Annotated in this window: 16 protein-coding genes; 7 read left to right on the top strand and 9 right to left on the bottom strand. The window is 58.3% G+C overall.

What is annotated here, in order from left to right; genetic code table 11:
* Window positions 1–31 precede the first annotated feature (31 nt).
* Window positions 32–484 carry a hypothetical protein gene (locus tag ASU33_RS19435; protein WP_059072455.1) on the bottom strand — a complete coding sequence of 151 codons (453 nt, stop codon included), beginning with the start codon at window positions 482–484 and terminating at the stop codon, window positions 32–34.
* A gap of 16 nt (window positions 485–500) precedes the next feature.
* Window positions 501–953 carry a helicase C-terminal domain-containing protein gene (locus ASU33_RS19430; RefSeq protein ID WP_059072454.1) on the bottom strand — a complete coding sequence of 151 codons (453 nt, stop codon included), beginning with the start codon at window positions 951–953 and terminating at the stop codon, window positions 501–503.
* Window positions 954–1,100: 147 nt separating this feature from the next.
* On the opposite strand from ASU33_RS19430, the gene ASU33_RS19425 reads away from it, so the two are divergent.
* Window positions 1,101–2,069 carry a phytanoyl-CoA dioxygenase family protein gene (locus ASU33_RS19425; RefSeq protein ID WP_059072453.1) on the top strand — a complete coding sequence of 323 codons (969 nt, stop codon included), beginning with the start codon at window positions 1,101–1,103 and terminating at the stop codon, window positions 2,067–2,069.
* On the opposite strand, the gene ASU33_RS19420 is transcribed toward ASU33_RS19425, so the two are convergent.
* Window positions 2,066–2,659 (bottom strand): DUF3575 domain-containing protein, encoded by a 594-nt coding sequence (locus tag ASU33_RS19420; protein WP_059072452.1) that lies wholly within the window; start codon window positions 2,657–2,659, stop codon window positions 2,066–2,068. The genes ASU33_RS19425 and ASU33_RS19420 overlap by 4 nt on opposite strands.
* Before the next feature lie 222 nt (window positions 2,660–2,881).
* Between ASU33_RS19420 and ASU33_RS19415 the strand changes: the two genes are divergently transcribed.
* A complete protein-coding gene (locus ASU33_RS19415; RefSeq protein ID WP_078063267.1) occupies window positions 2,882–3,886 on the top strand; it encodes a helix-turn-helix domain-containing protein in 1,005 nt (334 codons plus the stop codon).
* 493 nt (window positions 3,887–4,379) lie between these two features.
* Here the strand turns inward: ASU33_RS19415 and ASU33_RS19405 are convergent, their stop codons facing one another.
* A complete protein-coding gene (locus ASU33_RS19405; protein WP_059072449.1) occupies window positions 4,380–5,873 on the bottom strand; it encodes a GH3 family acyl-acid amido synthetase in 1,494 nt (497 codons plus the stop codon).
* A gap of 42 nt (window positions 5,874–5,915) precedes the next feature.
* On the bottom strand, window positions 5,916–6,437 hold the full coding sequence (locus ASU33_RS19400) for a hypothetical protein (protein WP_059072448.1): 522 nt from the start codon (window positions 6,435–6,437) through the stop codon (window positions 5,916–5,918).
* A 110-nt stretch (window positions 6,438–6,547) separates the two neighbouring features.
* On the opposite strand from ASU33_RS19400, the gene ASU33_RS19395 reads away from it, so the two are divergent.
* Complete coding sequence (locus ASU33_RS19395) at window positions 6,548–6,973, top strand: OsmC family peroxiredoxin (protein ID WP_059072447.1); 426 nt, start codon at window positions 6,548–6,550, stop codon at window positions 6,971–6,973.
* A gap of 103 nt (window positions 6,974–7,076) precedes the next feature.
* Window positions 7,077–7,574 carry a hypothetical protein gene (locus ASU33_RS19390; RefSeq protein WP_059072446.1) on the top strand — a complete coding sequence of 166 codons (498 nt, stop codon included), beginning with the start codon at window positions 7,077–7,079 and terminating at the stop codon, window positions 7,572–7,574.
* Between the two features lie 182 nt (window positions 7,575–7,756).
* On the opposite strand, the gene dnaA is transcribed toward ASU33_RS19390, so the two are convergent.
* From dnaA to ASU33_RS19375, 3 genes are all read right to left on the bottom strand, one after another.
* Window positions 7,757–9,331, bottom strand: a complete 1,575-nt coding sequence (gene dnaA / locus ASU33_RS19385; RefSeq protein ID WP_059072445.1) for a chromosomal replication initiator protein DnaA — start codon at window positions 9,329–9,331, stop codon at window positions 7,757–7,759.
* 131 nt (window positions 9,332–9,462) lie between these two features.
* Complete coding sequence (locus ASU33_RS19380) at window positions 9,463–10,401, bottom strand: bifunctional metallophosphatase/5'-nucleotidase (RefSeq protein ID WP_059072444.1); 939 nt, start codon at window positions 10,399–10,401, stop codon at window positions 9,463–9,465.
* A 97-nt stretch (window positions 10,402–10,498) separates the two neighbouring features.
* Complete coding sequence (locus tag ASU33_RS19375) at window positions 10,499–11,260, bottom strand: 5'-nucleotidase C-terminal domain-containing protein (protein ID WP_286130678.1); 762 nt, start codon at window positions 11,258–11,260, stop codon at window positions 10,499–10,501.
* A 200-nt stretch (window positions 11,261–11,460) separates the two neighbouring features.
* Between ASU33_RS19375 and ASU33_RS19370 the strand changes: the two genes are divergently transcribed.
* Window positions 11,461–13,275 carry a methylmalonyl-CoA mutase family protein gene (locus tag ASU33_RS19370; RefSeq protein WP_059072443.1) on the top strand — a complete coding sequence of 605 codons (1,815 nt, stop codon included), beginning with the start codon at window positions 11,461–11,463 and terminating at the stop codon, window positions 13,273–13,275.
* 21 nt (window positions 13,276–13,296) lie between these two features.
* On the opposite strand, the gene ASU33_RS19365 is transcribed toward ASU33_RS19370, so the two are convergent.
* Window positions 13,297–14,538: an outer membrane beta-barrel protein gene (locus ASU33_RS19365; protein WP_149867314.1), complete on the bottom strand. Its 1,242-nt coding sequence runs from the start codon at window positions 14,536–14,538 to the stop codon at window positions 13,297–13,299.
* 159 nt (window positions 14,539–14,697) lie between these two features.
* Here ASU33_RS19365 and scpA point away from each other — a divergent pair, with 159 nt between their 5' ends.
* Together scpA and ASU33_RS21355 are read left to right on the top strand one after the other, a co-directional pair.
* Window positions 14,698–16,830 carry a methylmalonyl-CoA mutase gene (gene scpA / locus ASU33_RS19360; protein WP_059072441.1) on the top strand — a complete coding sequence of 711 codons (2,133 nt, stop codon included), beginning with the start codon at window positions 14,698–14,700 and terminating at the stop codon, window positions 16,828–16,830.
* Window positions 16,831–16,912: 82 nt separating this feature from the next.
* Window positions 16,913–17,647 (top strand): hypothetical protein, encoded by a 735-nt coding sequence (locus ASU33_RS21355; RefSeq protein WP_149867313.1) that lies wholly within the window; start codon window positions 16,913–16,915, stop codon window positions 17,645–17,647.
* The last annotated feature ends 103 nt before the right edge of the window (window positions 17,648–17,750 follow it).

Here is a 17,750-nt window from a genome sequence, read left to right as displayed (position 1 = left end):
GGGCGGCACAGGCAAACAAAGGTACTTTTCTTTACTCTACGGCCTCGATGCGGATCTTCTTTCCGTTGAAAGTGGCCTCCTCGCCCGCGCGCTTGCCGCTGAGCGCCGCCGCAATGGGCGCCGCAGCCGATACCGCGAAGTATTCAGCCCCATCAATGGCGAGCTTGCCGGCGCTGATGCCCACGTAAAACTGCCCCAGGCTGGTGCGTACCAAGGCACCCGGCCGCACAGCGTCGCAAGGCTTATCGGGGTCGATGCGCTCGAGCTCGGCCAGTAGCTTCTTGGCCTCGTGCAGCTGCACAGCGTTTCGGTCGCGCTCGTTTTGGGCCATGGCCCGGCCGGTTTCGTACTTGTCGCCGGCGCTGCTTTTGGTTTCGCTGTTGGCGGACTCCTGCGCCGTGTGTATGGCTGCCTGGCAAGTACCGATGCGCTGCTGCACGTAGGTTTGGCAGGCGGTGTATAGCTGTTGTTTAGTATCTGACATAAACGCGTACAAAGGCTTACTTGGCAAGGTTCTCCTGCAAAGCTGATCGAACTCGAGCAGTCCATTGCTCATCCTTCGGATCAATAATTATAACCCGAAACCCGTAACGGTCTCCTTCAATTCCTACACCCGAAGCATCATCAATCAGCAAATCAATGCCAAAGCTCGGCGGATGTTTGCTGCATTGTACACGAGCTTCCCGGTTGTGCCGGGCTTGGTTGATTACCCCATTTAATTGAATGCCGTAGAGCCAGAACAACCGCCGGATGTATGCCAGGCTGCGGTAGGAGGTTGTGTATACCCATACCTCGTGCCCCTGCTGCTGGCAGTAAGCGCAGAGCTCTTCTATACCTTGCCGCAGTTGCTCTTTGCCAAATAACCAAGCCAACATGCGGCGTTTGGGAGCTTCCGGCGGGAAGGCATGTACGCCACGAATAAGGGTATTGTCTAGGTCGAAAGCAATGCGCATACATTTTGGAGCGCAGTGCCATTTACGCCTCCTGAGCAAAGAACGCACTAACTGCGATAAACGCGCTTTACAATTCCTTCATGCTGCGGCATAAGACCACACCAATAGCTTTTCGGTAACTTCGGAACTGATAATGGCAGCTTACCAATGCTCGATTACCTGCGCAATCAGCTTCGCTCCCTGAAGCTTACTTACACGGTTTACAACTTTCTGCACCAGCGCAAGCTGCGCCATAACGAGCAGTTGTACCGCCGCTACGGGTTGCGCAAGCGGGTGTACCAGTCTGTATCGTCCGACGACTTCAAAGCCCTAGGTGCCGGCGAGCCGCCGCGCTTCGATGTGCACGACAGCCGCCAAGTGGCTGCCAGCTACCCCGGATTCGAGCAGTTTTCGCTGGCTATTCAGGAGGGTATTCGGTCGTGGTCGGAACGCGGCTACATGGTATTGCGCGGCTTTTTTACAGCCGATGAGGTAGCCACCATAAACAGCGAAATTGAGCGGCTAATTGGGCAAGGCGAAGCCAACTGGCGCTACAGCCACGTCAAAATCATGTTCGCCATTCACCAATCGGAGGCGATAAGGCGCATTGTAGCCAAGCCCGAGCTGCACGCGGTTCTCAGCTTTTTGCTGGGCAAACCGGTAACGCAGCCGTTCCAGAGCATCAACTTCATCCAGGGCAGTCAGCAGCGCGCCCACTCCGATACCATCCACATGACCACCTACCCCCTAGGGTACATGGTGGCCGCCTGGATTGCCCTAGAGAACATCGACGCCAGCAACGGCCCGGTGTTCTATTACCCCGGCAGCCACCGCCTGCCCTACGTGCTCAACAACGATTACCCCCACGACAACACGCACTTCACCATCGGCGAATCGGCCTACAAAGCCTACGAAAACGCCATCGATGCCGTGGTGCAGCAAAACCAGCTACAGCCTGAGGAGTTCCACGCCCAAGCCGGCGACGTGCTGCTGTGGCACGCCAACCTGCTGCACGGCGGCACCCCCATTCAGGATGCCCACCGCACGCGCCAAAGCATGGTGCTGCACTACTTCGCCGAGGACGTGATTTGCTACCACGAAATCACGCAGCGGCCGGCCTTGCGCGCGAAGTCCTAAAACGCGTAGCCCACGGCCAGCCCCAGTCGTGGCTCGGCGCCGTCGTGGGTTCGGGCGGTGTAAAACTCGTGGTTGGTAAAGCCCGGCGTGGTTACGTTGCTGAAGGCTATGTTGAAACCCAGGCCCACGAATGGGTCGAGCCGGAGGCGTTTGGTTAAAGCAAATTGATAACCGGCCGTCATGCCCAGTCCGACGGCGTTGATGGAACCCTCAATGGGCCGTCCGGGTAGGTTGTTGTCTTCGGGGCGAGTTGGGAACATTGATTGCTTGATGTCCTCGTGCGCCTGAAAGTGCTGGTAGCGGGTGTACAGCCCTAGGTAGAACCCTTGCAGTGCGATGCCAGAGGTATAAAACCGCACCTCGGGCGTGATGCCAAAGCCCGACAGCTCCCGGTCGTCGAACATCTTGCCGGTGTTGGGGGTGTAAAACATGCCCAGTTGCACGCTCGCCGCCGGGTGCACTTGCCGCTCGGCCAGCACCGAAGCCGTGCGGTACAGCAGGCTTACGGTATTAATTTTTACAACGGTCTTCTGCGCGTGCCCTAGGTGGGCGCTCAGCAAAACGGCAAGGCAGAGTAGCGTTTTCTTCATGACATGGTTTGGGCTAGGTGATAAGGAGCACTGACCAAAACTAAAACTCCGTTTACCCACTGCCCAACGGCCTTCAAGGGCTCTCCAAACCTGCCGGTTGCAGAAAGCGCAAAACCCCACCCCAGCGCCGGCCGGATTTGCAGCAACAAGTGTTTTTTGCAACTTCGGCAGCCTGCTTACTCAATTTTCGCAAGTATTACCTAGGCCTGCTGCTCGCGTTTTATGGCGTTATCCGTTAAGTCTGCTCCTGCGCTGCCCGCCCAAGCGGCGTTTTTCGCCCGCCTGCGGGGGCACTTACCCGCGCATTTGTCGCTGGTTGATGAGGTAGCCGATGTGCTGCAGCTGAGCACCGATAGCGCCTACCGCCGCCTGCGCGGCGAAACCGCTTTGTCGCTCGACGAAGCCACTCGCCTGGCCCAGCACTTTCAGCTGCCGCTTACCGATTTGCTCGCCAGCCCGCGCGAGTCGGTTACGTTTCAGCGCATGAGCATCAACGCCCAACCCGGCGGCATTGGCGACTATCTGCGCTACACGGCCAGCTACTTTGGCCAAGCGGCCGCGGCCAACGCGCACATCAGCTACGCCGCCAAGGATATTCCGGCCATTTACCACTTTCTGTTTCCGGAGCTGGCTCGGTTTAAGGTGTTTTTCTGGCTGAAAACCATCAAAACCGTAGCGACTTTCAGCAACCTACGCTACGCCGCCCAGCACATCCCCGACGACGTAATAGCCGCCGGAGCCGCCGCCGCCGAGCAGTACCTGCGCATGCCCACCGTCGAAATCTGGAACGACGAAACGGTAAACAGCACCCTGCGGCAAATCGAGTACTACCTCGACGCCGGCCTGTATGAGCAGCCCGCCGACATTCCCCGTTTGCTCGATGCGCTGGAGGCGTTGGTGCAGCATATTCAGCGGCAAGCCCTAACGGGCCGTACCCTGCGCAACAACCTAGAGGTGGCCCCCTATCAGCTTTACTTCAACGAAATCCTGCTGCTCGACAACACCATTCACACCGCCGCCGAGGGCCACGACCGCGTGCTGGTAAGCTACAACGGCATGGATTACCTGCACACCACCGATGCCTCCTTCTGCGCCGAGGTGAAACAGTGGATGCGCGTTCAGACGGAGAAATCAACGCTTATCAGCCAGGTGTCGGAGAAAGAGCGCAACCGCTTTTTTAACAAGACTTACGCCCGCATCGAGGAGCAACGGCGCAAGCTGCGGTAGAGATGCTGAATCTGCACATGAAAGGCTAGCAGTCTCAGCTGATTCGTGCTTCCCAGACTACCTCCGGTGTCTGCTCAATGTCCCAATGGGCAAGCAGAACCCCCAATTGATTGAGCGACGCTGCTTCGGCTTCAATGCAAAACTCTAGCCGCTGAGCGTAGGGTAACGGTAGGTTATTATTTGTGATTACCTGCAACACCGTGTGCCCCATGTCATCATAGCAACTGGCCTTGAGTAAGAGGTAAGGTTGGCAGGAACCTCGTTGCTCTTCGCCTAGTTCGGTTACCACACAATCGCTTAAACTCCGAGGAAAGCTTTTCAGCGCATCAGCATAGTCCTTGAATTGGTCCGGATGCCCCCAAAAAGCGCATTCGGCTTTAACATCCAACTTAGATACTTTAAGGAATAACCTGCAGTCACCATCATTATCGATAGTGGCTGCTACTCTTATTTTACCTTGCTGCATTTACCTCTTTGTATCGTAATACAGGCCTTAGTTGCGCATCAGCCCCTCGGCCAGCTTCCGGTCGTTGCTCAACCTAGGCACTTTGTTTTGCCCGCCTAGTTTGCCTTGGCTTTTCATGTAGCGCTGAAAAGCGCCAGCCGGCAGCGGCGTCAGCAGCAGCGGCGCAAGGATGTTGCCCGCCAGCAAGTCGTCGTAGTACACGTTACGGCGGCGCAGGCCTGCGTCCAGTGCTGCGGCGAAGGCACCTAGGTCGTGGGGCGGGCGGGCAAACTCCACCAGCCACTCGTGGCGCGAGAGCTCGGCTTTGTTTTCACTCACGCGCGGAGCCACGGTAAACTCCGTCACTTCTACCTCCGCGAACTGCTGCAGCGCCTCGCGCAAGGTCTGCTCCACTTCCTCGCCAATTACGTGCTCGCCGAAGGCCGACAAGAAGTGCTTGATGCGGCCCGATACCACCACGCGGTGCGGGCGCAGGCTGGTAAAGCGCACGGTGTCGCCCACGGAGTAGCCCCACAGGCCGGCGTTGGAGCTTACCACCAAGGCGTAGTTCTTATCCAGCTCTACCTCGGCCAGCGTCAGGCGCGGCGGGTTGGGCTCGAAGAAACGCTCGGCCGGAATAAACTCGAAGTAAATGCCCGCGTTGGCAAGCAGCAGCATGCCGGGGTTGCCGGGCTCGTCCTGAAAAGCAAAGAAGCCCTCCGATGCCGGAAAAAGCTCCAGCGTATCTACCGAGCGGCCGATGCTCTCGAGCAGCTTGCGGCGGTACGGCTCGAAGTTGACGCCGCCGTACACGAACAGCTGAAACGCCGGAAACACCTCGCCCACCAGCTTGCCCGTGCGGGCAGTAAGCCGGTCGAAGTACATCTGCACCCACGGCGGTATGCCCGAAATCAGCGTCATCGGCTGACCTAGGGTTTCGTCCACGATGCGGTCGAGCTTCTGCTCCCAATCCTCGATGCAGTTGGTGGCGTAGCTCGGCAGCTGGTTGCGGCGCAGGTAAGCCGGCACGTGGTGGTTGCTGATGCCCGACAAACGCCCCGTCGGGATGCCGCCTACCTCTTCCAGCTCGGGCGAACCTGAGAGAAAGATGAGCTTGCCATCTAGAAACTGCGGCTTGCCCGTGCGGTGCACGTAGTGCAGCAAGGCATCCTTGGCGCCGTTGATGTGGTTGCCAATGCTGTCCTGGCTGATGGGGATGTACTTGGTCCCGGAGGTGGTGCCCGATGTTTTAGCCAGGTACAGCGGCTTGCCCGGCCAGAGCACGTCCCGCTTCCCTTCCTTCACCCGGTTGAAGTACGCACCTAGGGCCTCGTAGTCGCGCACCGGCACTTGGCGCTGAAAGTCCCGCACCGAGCGCACATCGGCCAGGCCGTGGTCGTGGCCGAAGGCCGTGGCGGTGCCTTGCTGCAGCAGGTTCTGCAAAATGCGCTGCTGGGCCACCTCGGGCTGGTGCGCCCATTTCTGGTACTGACTAACGGTGTAGGCGGCGAGCGGGCGGCTCAGGAAGGACTTCAGGCCCATGCGGAAGAACTTGAGGAAAAGGCGGGGCGGTAAATGTAGCGGCTATTGCGGTACGCGCTGCCAGCCCGTTGTGTCGAAAGTGGCCGTATCTACGGGTTCAATGCGCTGCCATAGGTCTAGCATCGGCGTTAGCTGTACGGTACGGTAGCTCGTGCTTAGAGTGGCAAACTGAGCATTCCTTGATTGCACCACAACCTGAGTGCTCGGCTCATGCCTCTTGACAAATAACACCTGCTCGTTATTCCAATCTGCGCGGTCGATAACCCAAACAAGTCCAAAGAACAATACGGACGGGAACAGCAGCACTATGCTCAACCCACCGAGTAAAACTCGTAGCATAGATGAGGCCTTAAGCTGCAAACCAACAGCTAGCGGCCATAACCAGCCAAGCCCTACCATTGCCAAATTAAAATAGAGACGCAGAGAGCTACTGGTCGTCTCAACTGAGAAGTAGTTTGCTAATGCATCAATCAACCAGAACATACCACCTAGCCAGCCTAGACCAATAACCAAGCTCCGAAAAAAGCTAAGTGGAGTTGCGAAAGGGATGTTTGCCTGAGGCATATACGAATAGGTGATACTGGGGCAGGTAAAGTTCACCAAACATCTGCCATATGCTGGTGGTATGCTACTCTAAATTAGCACATCCTCTCACCCCTTATAATCCAAACACCATGATCAACCAACGCGGTACGGCCGTCTGGAACGGCGACATCAAAGGCAGTGGCGAAATCACTACCCAGAGCGGCGTAGTAAAAGCGCCTTATTCGGTAGGCACCCGGTTCGAAGGCCAGAAAGGCACCAACCCCGAGGAACTGATTGGGGCCGCCCACGCCGCTTGCTACACCATGTACCTGGTGAGCCTGCTTACCCGCGAAGGCTACTCGCCCACGCAGGTGAGCACCGAGTCGAAGGTGACGCTCGATCCGGGCAATATGTCGCCGAAGGTGGTGAAGATTGCCGTAAGCACCTCCGGCCAGGTACCCAACCTCAGCGCCGAGGATTTCCAGCGTTATGCCGAAGACGCCAAGCAAAACTGCCCCATTTCGCAGCTGTTATCGGCCGTACCCGAAATGACTTTGGAAGCCAAGCTGCAGTAAACAGCCACCCGGGGCAGCACCCCACCGTGTTGCCGCCCCGGGTGCTTAAGTCCGCACCCGGCGGTTTTGTATTAGTTTTGCCGGCTGAATCTCTCCCCTGCCTATGCCGTCATCATATACTCGCATTGGTCTGCAGCCGGCCAACACCTCTCGCGTACCGTTTTTCGGGCAGTTTGTGTTCGGCTTGGTAGCTGTGGCTTACCCCCTGCTGTCCATCCTCGGCGACCCTAATCGTACGCCCGGCGTATTGCGCTACCTCGATTGGATGTTCCTAGGTCTGGCGGTGGTGTTTCTGCTCTACATCTCGGTGCAGAACCTGCCCCTCTTCGGCACCCAAACCTACCTCGAAATCACGCCCGATTATTTGGTGCACAAGCCCGGCCTGTTTGCCCCCAAGCAGCCCTTTGCCGCCAAAGAAATGCGCGCACTCGACCTAGAGCCCAACCAATTGCTGCTCCGCCTGCACGATGGCACCAGCTACTCGCTCAACCTGCGCCAGGTGCGCGGCCGCATGCGCCGGCAAAACCTGCGCGGCATGCTCAGCAACTTTGCCCAGCGCAATGGTTTGGAGCTGCGCGAGCGTTCGGCTTCCGATTTGTAAGCCCTAGGTGCTCTAAAACGTAAAAAGCCCGCAGCAATGCGGGCTTTTTCTATGTCGGGCTTCAGCCCGCGTTTGCGTGAACGATTGGTACCGCGCGTAACTGCTCAGACGAATATGTTCTGGCAAACGCGGGCTGAACCAAAGGAAGGCGTAGCCAAGCCCGCGCTACACCGCGTTACAGGTTACTTGCCCGTGAACTTCTTGCGCAGCTCCTGAATGGTGGTGCGGAACGTTTTGTCCGAATCAATCAGGTCCGATACGGTTTGCACCGAGTGAATAACGGTGCTGTGGTCGCGGCCGCCGAAGTGGTAACCAATGCTCTTGAGCGAATGGTTGGTGTGCTCCTTGGCGAAGTACATAGCTACCTGGCGTGCGGTAACTACCTCTTTTTTGCGGGTTTTGGCCTTCAGCAAGTCAACAGCAATGCCGAAGTGCTCGGCTACGGTTTTCTGGATAAAGTCGAGGTTTACCTCCGCCTCTACGTCCTCAATAATGTGGCGCAGAGCCTGCTTGGCCATTTCCAGGTCAATTTCGCGGCGCGTGAGGCTCGACTGCGCAATGAGCGAAATCAGCACGCCTTCCAGCTCGCGCACGTTCGTCTCGACGGAGTACGCGAGGTACTCCACCACCTGCGGCGGGATGTCGATGCCGTCGGCCTGCATCTTGTTCATGATGATGGCCACGCGTGTTTCGAAATCGGGGCTTTGCAGGTCGGCGGTGAGGCCCCACTTAAAGCGCGACAACAAACGCTCTTCAAACCCTTTCAGCTCGCGCGGCGGCACGTCGGAGGTCATAATAACCTGTTTTCCGGCCTGGTGCAGGTGGTTGAAGATGTGGAAGAACATTTCCTGGGTGCGGTCTTTGCCGGCCAGGAACTGCACGTCGTCCAGAATCAGGATATCAACCAGCAGGTAGAAGTTGCCGAAATCCTGTACCGAGTTGGTTTTCAGGCTTTCGATAAACTGGTTGGTAAACTTTTCGGCCGACACGTACAGCACGAACTTGTTGCCGGAGTGCTCCTTGATGTGGTTGCCAATGGCCTGCACCAGGTGCGTTTTACCTAGGCCCACTCCGCCGTAAATCATTAGCGGGTTGAAGGAGGTAGTGCCGGGCTTGTTGGCCACGGCCCAGCCAGCTGAACGGGCCAAACGGTTGCACGAACCCTCGATGTAGTTCGTGAACGTGTAGTTCTGATTCAGCTGCGAATCCAGGTAGCTGCGGTCCGACACGGCGCGCACCTCGAAGGGGTTGCGCAGCGGTGGCGGTGCTACGGCCGCGGCAGCTACGGCTGCAGCAGCGGCCGGCGGCGTCTGGCGCTTGGGGTAAGCAGCACTGTTGGCACCGGCAAAGTTTTGCTGTGCGGGTTGTGCGGCGCCGTTAGGTTGTTGCGGGGCCATGGGCCGTACCTGGGCTGCCATGGGCGTGTGCGTGGGCGGCCGATGAGGCGCTCCGCCACGGGTGGCAGGCAGGTTTACGGTACGGGGGCGTGCTTGCTCGTTGCCTTGGTCTACTACAATGGAGTACTCAAGCTGGCCTTCGGAGCCGAGCTCCTGCACAATGGCTTTCTTGAGCACATCAACGTAGTGCTCCTCCAGCCATTCGTAAAAGAACTGACTCGGAACCTGTATAATGAGCAGGTTCTTCTGCAGGCCTACCGGTACGATGGGTTCAAACCACGTACGGAAGCTCTGCTCTCCGACACTGCTCCGGATGACGCGCAGGCAATTGGCCCATACGGTACGGCAATCCTTCTGCATCAGTTAGGCGGCGCAAGCGATGTGCGGAGAGGTGGAGACTAAGTAGACCGAGAACCAGGCCCGCAGGCCCGGTTTCGGCGAAAGGGAGACAAAATTGTGGAAAAATCGGGAGGCTGCCAAACGCTTTCGCGCTAACCGATAGCTGAAGCGTTGATACTCAGCGCTCCGGCTGCTGCCACGCCTGCCGTACGCGTTTTGCGGTCGAAGACGTAGTCGATACGCCCGAGCTTGATGCCCGACCAACCCACTTGGTTGATGAGCGTGCGTTGGCCTTGCCCGCCCTCCACAACGGTGGGGGTATCGAGGAAAGTATGCGTGTGCCCACCTAGGATCAGGTCGATGCCCGGCACGGCCGCGGCTAGCTTGTGGTCGTCGACTTTGGCGCTGTCATACTTATAGCCCAGGTGCGACAGGCAGATGACCAGGTCGCACTTTTCGGGGCCGCGCAGGTGCTGCACTTGCTCCTTGGCCACGGCAATTGGGTCGAGGTACTTGGTGTTGCCGAAGTTACGGTCGCCCACCAAGCCGGCCAGCTCAATGCCTACGCCAAACACGCCAATGCGCACGCCCTGCTTCTCGAACACCTTGTACGGCTGAAAGCGGCCCTTGAGCGGGGTTTGCGAGAAGTCGTAGTTGGCATTGATAAACGGAAACTGCGCGTTGGGCAGCTGCTTCTCCAGGCCCTGCAGGCCGTTGTCGAAGTCGTGATTACCTAGGGTGGCCGCGTCGTAGCCCATTTGGCTCATCAGCTTATACTCCACCTCGCCGCCAAAAAAATTGAAGTAAGGCGTGCCCTGCCAAATGTCGCCGGCATCGAGCAACAGCACGTTGGGCTGCTCCTTGCGGATGTTGGCTACCAACGCGGCGCGGCGAGCCATACCGCCTTGGTCGGCAAACTGCGCGCTACCCACCGGAAACGGGTCGATGCGCGAGTGCATGTCGTTGGTGTGCAGAATGGTGAGGCGCACCTGGCCGCCGGCTGCCTCGGCCGAGCTGATGAGGCCCGGGCCCAGCAGACCTAGGCCTGCCACCCCCCATGCCGAAGATTTGATAAAGTCGCGACGATTCATGTTCTGATGTTCAGTTATCGAGGAGCAACAAACAAGTGCTTGGCGCACGGGGGCGGCTGCATGTAGCAAACCTCCGCCCGGCACCGGAGCGGGCTTGTTATTGCAGCACTTTTACCCGGCCTTCAACTTTGGCCTCTACGGGTTTGCCGGCTTTGGTAAGCTGGCGAATGTGGTCGTTGATGGCCGAGCGCACCAATACACCGGTCGTGCGCGGCTTGATCGGCTTGAAAAACGTGAGTTGGTCGCCACCGCCGGCGAGGTAGTCGGAAATGGCAATGGTGTAAGTGCGCGAGGCATCGAAGGGTTTGCCGCCGATGCGGATGTCGGTGGGCTTGCCATCGGTAGTGGCGGTGTAGGTGGCCCCGGCCAGCGCCATTTTCACGCGGGCGGCGTAGTCGAACATCTGCTGCACCACAGGGCCGGGCGCATCCAGCACCACCAGCTCGTTTTCAAACGGCATCAGCTCGAATACCGAGCCCACGGTGATATTGCCGGCGGGCAGCTCGGCGCGCAGGCCGCCGTTGGTCATCACGCCTAGGTCGATGGGTTGGCCCAGGGCCGTGCCAGCACGCTCGCGCAGGATGTCGGCCGTGAAGTTGGCCAGCGGCGACTCGCCGTTGTTTTTGCGGATGGCGGTGGGCGCGGTGCCAATTACCTCGTCCATCTGCTCTTTCACTTTTTGGCGGTAAGGCGCCACAACGGCTTCTACCTTGGGGTCGGCGGCTTGGGCGGCCGTTACGGTAACGGCCGTGGTGGCCGGCAGTTGGGCTTGGGGCTGATAAGCAGCGCGCTGGCAAGCCGGCAGGGCTACCACAGCGGCCAACAACAACCCCAGGCTCCGATTCAGGAGTGCAGTCATAACAGCAAAGGTACAATAAGCAAGCCACGGCTACGGGCGCCACCCCAACGCCAACGCCCCGTATTAGGTGCGATGCTTTTGGCAGAAAGTGCTGGGTTTGGGCACATGGCCAATGGCAGCCGCTTTTTTGCCACCAAACCCGGTATCTTTCCGCCGCTAAAGCTGGCCCGCGTTGCCCACTGCTAGTTTCCCCGCTTTTTATGTCCGATACGCCCCGTTCTGCGCCCGTTACATTCACTGAGTTCGATTCGCTTAGCACCGAGGCCTGGCAGGAGCGCATCCGGCGCGACCTGAAAGGTGCCGATCCAGCCAGCCTGCAATGGCATACGCCCGATGGCTTGGTTATCGAACCCTTTTATCATCGCGAAGCCTTGGCTGCCCTAGGTCAGCAGCCCACGCCGCAGGTGCGCCACACCCACAACACGGCTCCCAATGCCTGGCGCAACGTGCCCACCCTGCGCGTCGCCACCACCGACGACGGCCACGCCGCCGTTGACTTTGCGGCCAAAGCCTTGCAAAGCGGCGCCGACGGCATTCATTTCGACCTCGACGCACCCGAGCGTTTTGACGTGGGCTACTTGGCTGCTAACCTGCCGCTGAGCACCGCCTACCTAGGCTTTACGGTGTGCCGCCAGCCCGAAGAGTTTACCACGCGCTTGCTCGAAGCTACGGGCGGGACCCAACTCCAGGGCTTTTTGCGGTATGCTCCCGGCGCCTTTAGCTTGCCCGACGACTACGCCATGCAGGTGCACGGCCTGCGCCGCTGTGCCCTACTCACCCGGCACCTCCCCAACTTCTATACCCTAGCCCTCAACGGCAGCTTCTTCAACAACCGCGGTGCATCGGCTACGCAAGAGCTGGCCTGCATCCTGGGTTTGGCGGTGGCGTACCTCGAAAACTTTATTTCGGACGACCTCGACGTAGATGCGGCTACGGTGGCCTCGGCCATGCACGTGCACGTGAGCATTGGCCCCAGCTACTTTATGGAAATAGCCAAGCTGCGCGCCCTGCGCCGCTTGTGGGCTACGCTGCTGCACGCCTACGGCTTGCCCACCGAGGTAGCGGCCGCCCTGCGTATTCACGCCGCCACGTCGTCGTGGACGCAGACGACCCTCGACCCCTACACCAACCTGCTGCGCGTAACCACCGAGGCCATGAGCGCGGTGCTGGGCGGGGCCGATTCGATTTCGGTAACGCCCCACGACAGCCTGTACGCTGCACCCAACGATTTTTCGGCGCGCATTGCCCGCAACGTACCCATCATTCTGCGTGAGGAAGCTCACCTCGACCGTGTAGCCGACCCCGCGGCCGGCTCGTACTTTATCGAGACGCTTACCGACCAGCTGGCGCAGGAGGCATGGGCAATGTTCCAGGAAACCGAAGCCAAGGGCGGCTTCCTGCAGAGCCGGGGCCGTATCATGGAGGACATTCGCAAGCTGGCGCTCGACAAATTCCACCGCATTGCCACCGGCGAGCAGGTAATTGTGGGCACCAACCGCTTCCAGAACCCCAACGAGCAGTTCGACTTCGACCCCAAGAAACTGCTCCGGAGCCGCCACTTCGATACCACGCGGGCAGCTTACCCCTCGGAGGTACTGCGCCTGGCCACGGCCATGCACTTTGTGCGCAAGGAGCTGCAAAAGAAATCGGCGGCGGTGGTGCTGCTCGGGCCCGATACCATCCAGTTCGTGCACGACTTGTACACCAACCTGCTGCCGCCCGATGAGCGCCCCAGCTCCAACGATTTGCCCCCTGTAGGCACGCTGTCGGTGCTGTTCTCCTCGCCCGATGCCGCTACGCTCATGTACGCCAACGAACCGCAGTTCCGCGAGTTTGCGCAGTTCATCATGAAGCTCGACGAGGAAAACGCACCCGAGTTGGAACTGGAAGCGCCGCTACTGCTTACCGCCGACCTGGCTACTATGCAGGACGCCGTGAAGCATTTCGGGTTTCGGGAGTTTACCGTGCACGGCCACACCACTGAGGATGTGCTAGCCAGGCTGCAGGGGCGCTAAACAGCGCCCCTGCCCCGGTAATTACTTGTTGAGCGGGAAAGAAGCATGCACCGTAATGCTCTCCAGTATCGAGCCTGCTAGGTAAGGCGAAGGGCCCCCGCCCTGCTCAGCACGAACACCCAGCTGCACTTGGCGTCCTTCGGAGCGGCCAATGCTTAGGCCGGCACCGGCACCCAAGCTAGCACCGCCCCAATTGTGCCCACCCAGCAGGCGGCCGCTGCTGTAGATGTTGCCGTAACTGTCTTCGCGAAGCTTGGTAACCACGCGCAGTGCCCCACCGGCTTCTGCGTATGGCCGAACCAGGCCATGCCCGAAACTGTACCGGGCAAAGAGTGGCAACTGTACATAATCGACGGCTAACGCGCTAGCAGCAACCGTGACCGAGCCGTAGGAATACTCCTTTGCGAAGCGCCGATTGCGTTCGTACATCAACCCGGTTTGCACGCTAAAGCCTGATCCGCGCAAGCCAGGCACATACAGTAAGCTTATGCCGCCTGCCAAATAGGTGTTGCCCTGGTAGGTATCGTTGTAGGGCTCGTTTGCTTTGCCGTTGCCCATAGTTAGCCGGTTTGCAACCCCTACTGCTACCATGGGTGCTACGGCAAGGTGGCTCCGGCGCTTTGCCGACAACTGCCCGGCCGCACCGTCATTTGGGTTTGCACAGCTATTGTAAGCCCGCACCACGCGCTCGATATCCTTCATCCGGAATGCCAGATTGGGTACTTGCTTGCTGGCTTTCGGACATGTTTTTACGGCATTAGCCAACGTATCGCGGTAGCCGCGCTCAACGGCCAAAAACGACTGCGCTCCGCGGTTGATTTGCTGCGTACGGATGCGCAGCTCGGTAAGCTCGCCCGGGCGGTATCCCGCCACGAAGTAACGCTCTTGTTCCCCGTTGTGCATGTAATACAACGATAACGGCCCGCGCACTACATTCTCCAGAAAGGCGCGGCTTAAGGTATCCTCGGCAGCAACTGCCTTGGGCAGGCTGTGGCTTTCAAACTGTATGTCGGAGGTGCCATATGCCTTCAATTGCCGCGGATTATAGATAACTTCTTCGGCACCTTTGCCTGGCCGGAAGTAGCAAAGCTGGGCGTTGCGCTGGTCGCGCCCTAGGTCGATGATGCCCTTGATGGTGTCGCCAGCCACAGGCACCACATAACCAGCCTGCGGCCCCGATTGGGCCCACGCAGAAGCTACACTACCAAATACAATCCCTGCAACCAACAGAGACTTAACCAATACGTGTAACGATGAACTCATGCAAGCAAACTCTTAGCAATTGATATAGATGCCAATTGCCAAAGTTAGCTCGGCGGTAGCCTATTTCGTTACTGGTATCCGAAGGTTGGCTTCAACCTAAAGCTGGTATCTTTCGTCCCCAGCTTTCCTTGGTTGAACTCTGCTTCCCGCCCCGCTCTGATGAAACCCGATTTCGCTCATATACCTTACAACGCAGCCCCGCTGCCTGCCAACCCGGCTTCCTCCAAAACCTCCACTACCCCGGAGGGCATCGAGCTGAAGGCGTTTTATACTGCCAACGACGTAGCCTCGCTCGACCACCTAGGGTTTGGCGCCGGCCAGGCGCCCTACCTGCGCGGGCCGTACAGCACCATGTACGTGCAGAACCCCTGGACCATTCGGCAGTACGCGGGCTTCTCGACGGCCGAAGAATCGAATGCCTTTTACCGCCGCAACCTCGCTGGCGGGCAGAAGGGCCTTTCGGTAGCGTTTGACCTGGCGACGCACCGCGGCTACGACTCCGACCACCCGCGCGTGGTGGGCGACGTGGGCAAGGCTGGCGTGGCCATCGACTCGGTGGAGGACATGAAAATCCTCTTCGACCAGATTCCCCTGGATCAGATGTCGGTGTCGATGACCATGAATGGGGCGGTGCTGCCGGTTATGGCCTTCTATATTGTGGCGGCCGAAGAGCAGGGCGTAGCGCCGGAGAAGCTGTCGGGCACCATTCAGAACGATATTCTGAAGGAGTTCATGGTGCGCAACACCTACATCTACCCGCCCGAGCCGTCGATGCGCATCATTGCCGACATCTTCGCTTACACCTCGCAGAAGATGCCGCGCTTCAACTCCATCAGCATCTCGGGCTACCACATGCAGGAAGCCGGCGCCACCGCCGACCTGGAGTTGGCCTACACCCTGGCCGACGGCGTGGAGTACGTGCGCGCCGGCCTGAAAGCGGGCATGACCATCGACCAGTTTGCGCCGCGCCTCTCCTTCTTCTGGGCCATCGGCATGAACCACTTCATGGAAATTGCCAAGATGCGCGCCGGGCGCTTGCTGTGGGCCAAGCTCATCAAGCAGTTTGGGGCCGAAAACCCGAAGTCGTTGGCCTTGCGCACGCACTGCCAAACCTCGGGCTACTCGCTCACCGAGCAAGACCCCTTCAACAACGTAACGCGCACTTGCGTGGAGGCGCTGGCCGCCGCCCTAGGTGGCACGCAAAGCCTGCACACCAATGCCCTCGACGAGGCCATTGCCCTGCCCACCGATTTCTCGGCCCGTATTGCGCGCAACACCCAGCTGTACCTGCAGCACGAAACCGACATCACGAAGGTAGTTGACCCGTGGGGCGGCTCGTACTACGTAGAAACGCTCACGCACGAGCTGGCCGACAAAGCCTGGGCCCTCATTCAGGAGGTAGAAGCCCTAGGTGGCATGGCCAAGGCCATTGAGACGGGCCTGCCCAAGCTGCGCATCGAGGAGGCTGCCGCCCGCAAGCAGGCGCGCATCGACTCGGGCAAGGAGGTGATTGTGGGCGTGAACAAGTACCGCGTGGAGGAGAAAACCGATATCGAGATTCTCGACATCGACAACGCCGCCGTGCGCGACTCGCAGATTGCTCGCCTCAACCGCATCCGCTCGGAGCGCGACACGCCCGCTGTGCAGCGCGCCCTCGAGGCCCTGACCGATGCCGCGCGCTCGGGCCAGCAAAACCTGCTGGAGCTGGCCGTGGAGGCCGCCCGCCTGCGCGCTACCCTAGGAGAAATTTCCGACGCGCTCGAAAAGGTGTACGGTCGTCACCAGGCCACCATCCGCACCGTGTCAGGTGTGTACTCTGCCGAAATGGACTACGACCAGGAATTTGCCAAGGCTCGCCAGCTGGCCGACGAGTTCAGCCAGAAAGAAGGCCGCCGCCCCCGCATGATGGTGGCCAAAATGGGCCAGGACGGCCACGACCGCGGCGCCAAGGTAATTGCCACCTCCTTCGCCGACGTAGGCTTCGACGTGGACATTGCCCCCTTGTTCCAGACGCCCGACGAAGTAGCCCGCCAAGCTGCCGAAAACGACGTGCACGTGGTAGGCGTGTCGTCGTTGGCAGCCGGCCACAAAACCCTTATTCCGCAGCTTATCGGCGAACTAGCCAAGCTCGGCCGCGAAGACATCCTCGTCATTGCCGGCGGCGTCATCCCCGCCCAGGACTACCAGTTCCTCTACGACGCTGGTGTGACGGGTATTTATGGGCCCGGTACCGTCATTGCCGTGGCGGCGCAGGAGATTTTGGGGAAGCTGCAGGAGCAGGTCGAAAGGTAAACTAGTAATTCACATACAATAAGTGGGGCCTATGTTTGAAATAACTCTCAAACGCAGGCCCCACTTACATTTCAACATCCTAATGAAAGTCGTGTATGCTCTTTTCTTTCTTGTTGGTTGTACAGGATGCTTTAACCAGCAGAAAGGAGAAAGCTTTAAAGAGCTTCTAAGTAGATTTCCACAGCTCCCGCGACAAACCACTAAATCAGGTAACAACTATAAATTTATTCGGAGTATTTCTAATGACAGAAACGTAACTATCCAACTTAGAGAAGCATCTGACTCAGATAATAGGATACATCAAGTCATTACGATCATCAACGCTCAAGGTCAAACGGCCCATGTGCCTTTACTCCCCAATCCGTTCAGAGATTATTGGCAATTTCAGCATTTGCCAAATCTTTTAAGATCCAATTACACGTTTGAGAAAGAGCTTAAAAACAGTATTGAGGGGCTCGGCCTTAACGATACTACAGGAACAACTGGAATGGTTTTAGAAGAAATTTTCCTCAGCTTACTACGCTGCCGTAGCATACATGACAGCGACAGCACAGATCTCAATGGCATGCTCAGGTCTGTTTATAGAAATGAAGATGAGCCTGAGGATAGTTGCTCTATTATGCAAAGAAAAAACTGGATGCATATACACAAAGTAATTCACCCATCAGAACACAGTTTTAGAGATTTTACTACATTTTTAGACAGCAGAAACAATAGGATATATCAATTCATAGGAATACCCAAAAGACATAAAAAGCTAGTTTATTCAATTAAAGTATACCAACCTTATTGCGAAATAAAACCGCTTATTCTTTAAATACTAGATAGCCCCGTTCCGCGCGAGCTTGTAGCTTGTGCTGGCATTCGGGCCTGCGCCTCGCAATAGAACAGTCTGCTCATACAACCTAGCCCGCTACTTC

The organism is Solirubrum puertoriconensis (assembly GCF_001483135.1).
Lineage (GTDB): Bacteria > Bacteroidota > Bacteroidia > Cytophagales > Hymenobacteraceae > Solirubrum > Solirubrum puertoriconensis.
This window is presented reverse-complemented; position numbering and strand designations above follow the sequence as displayed.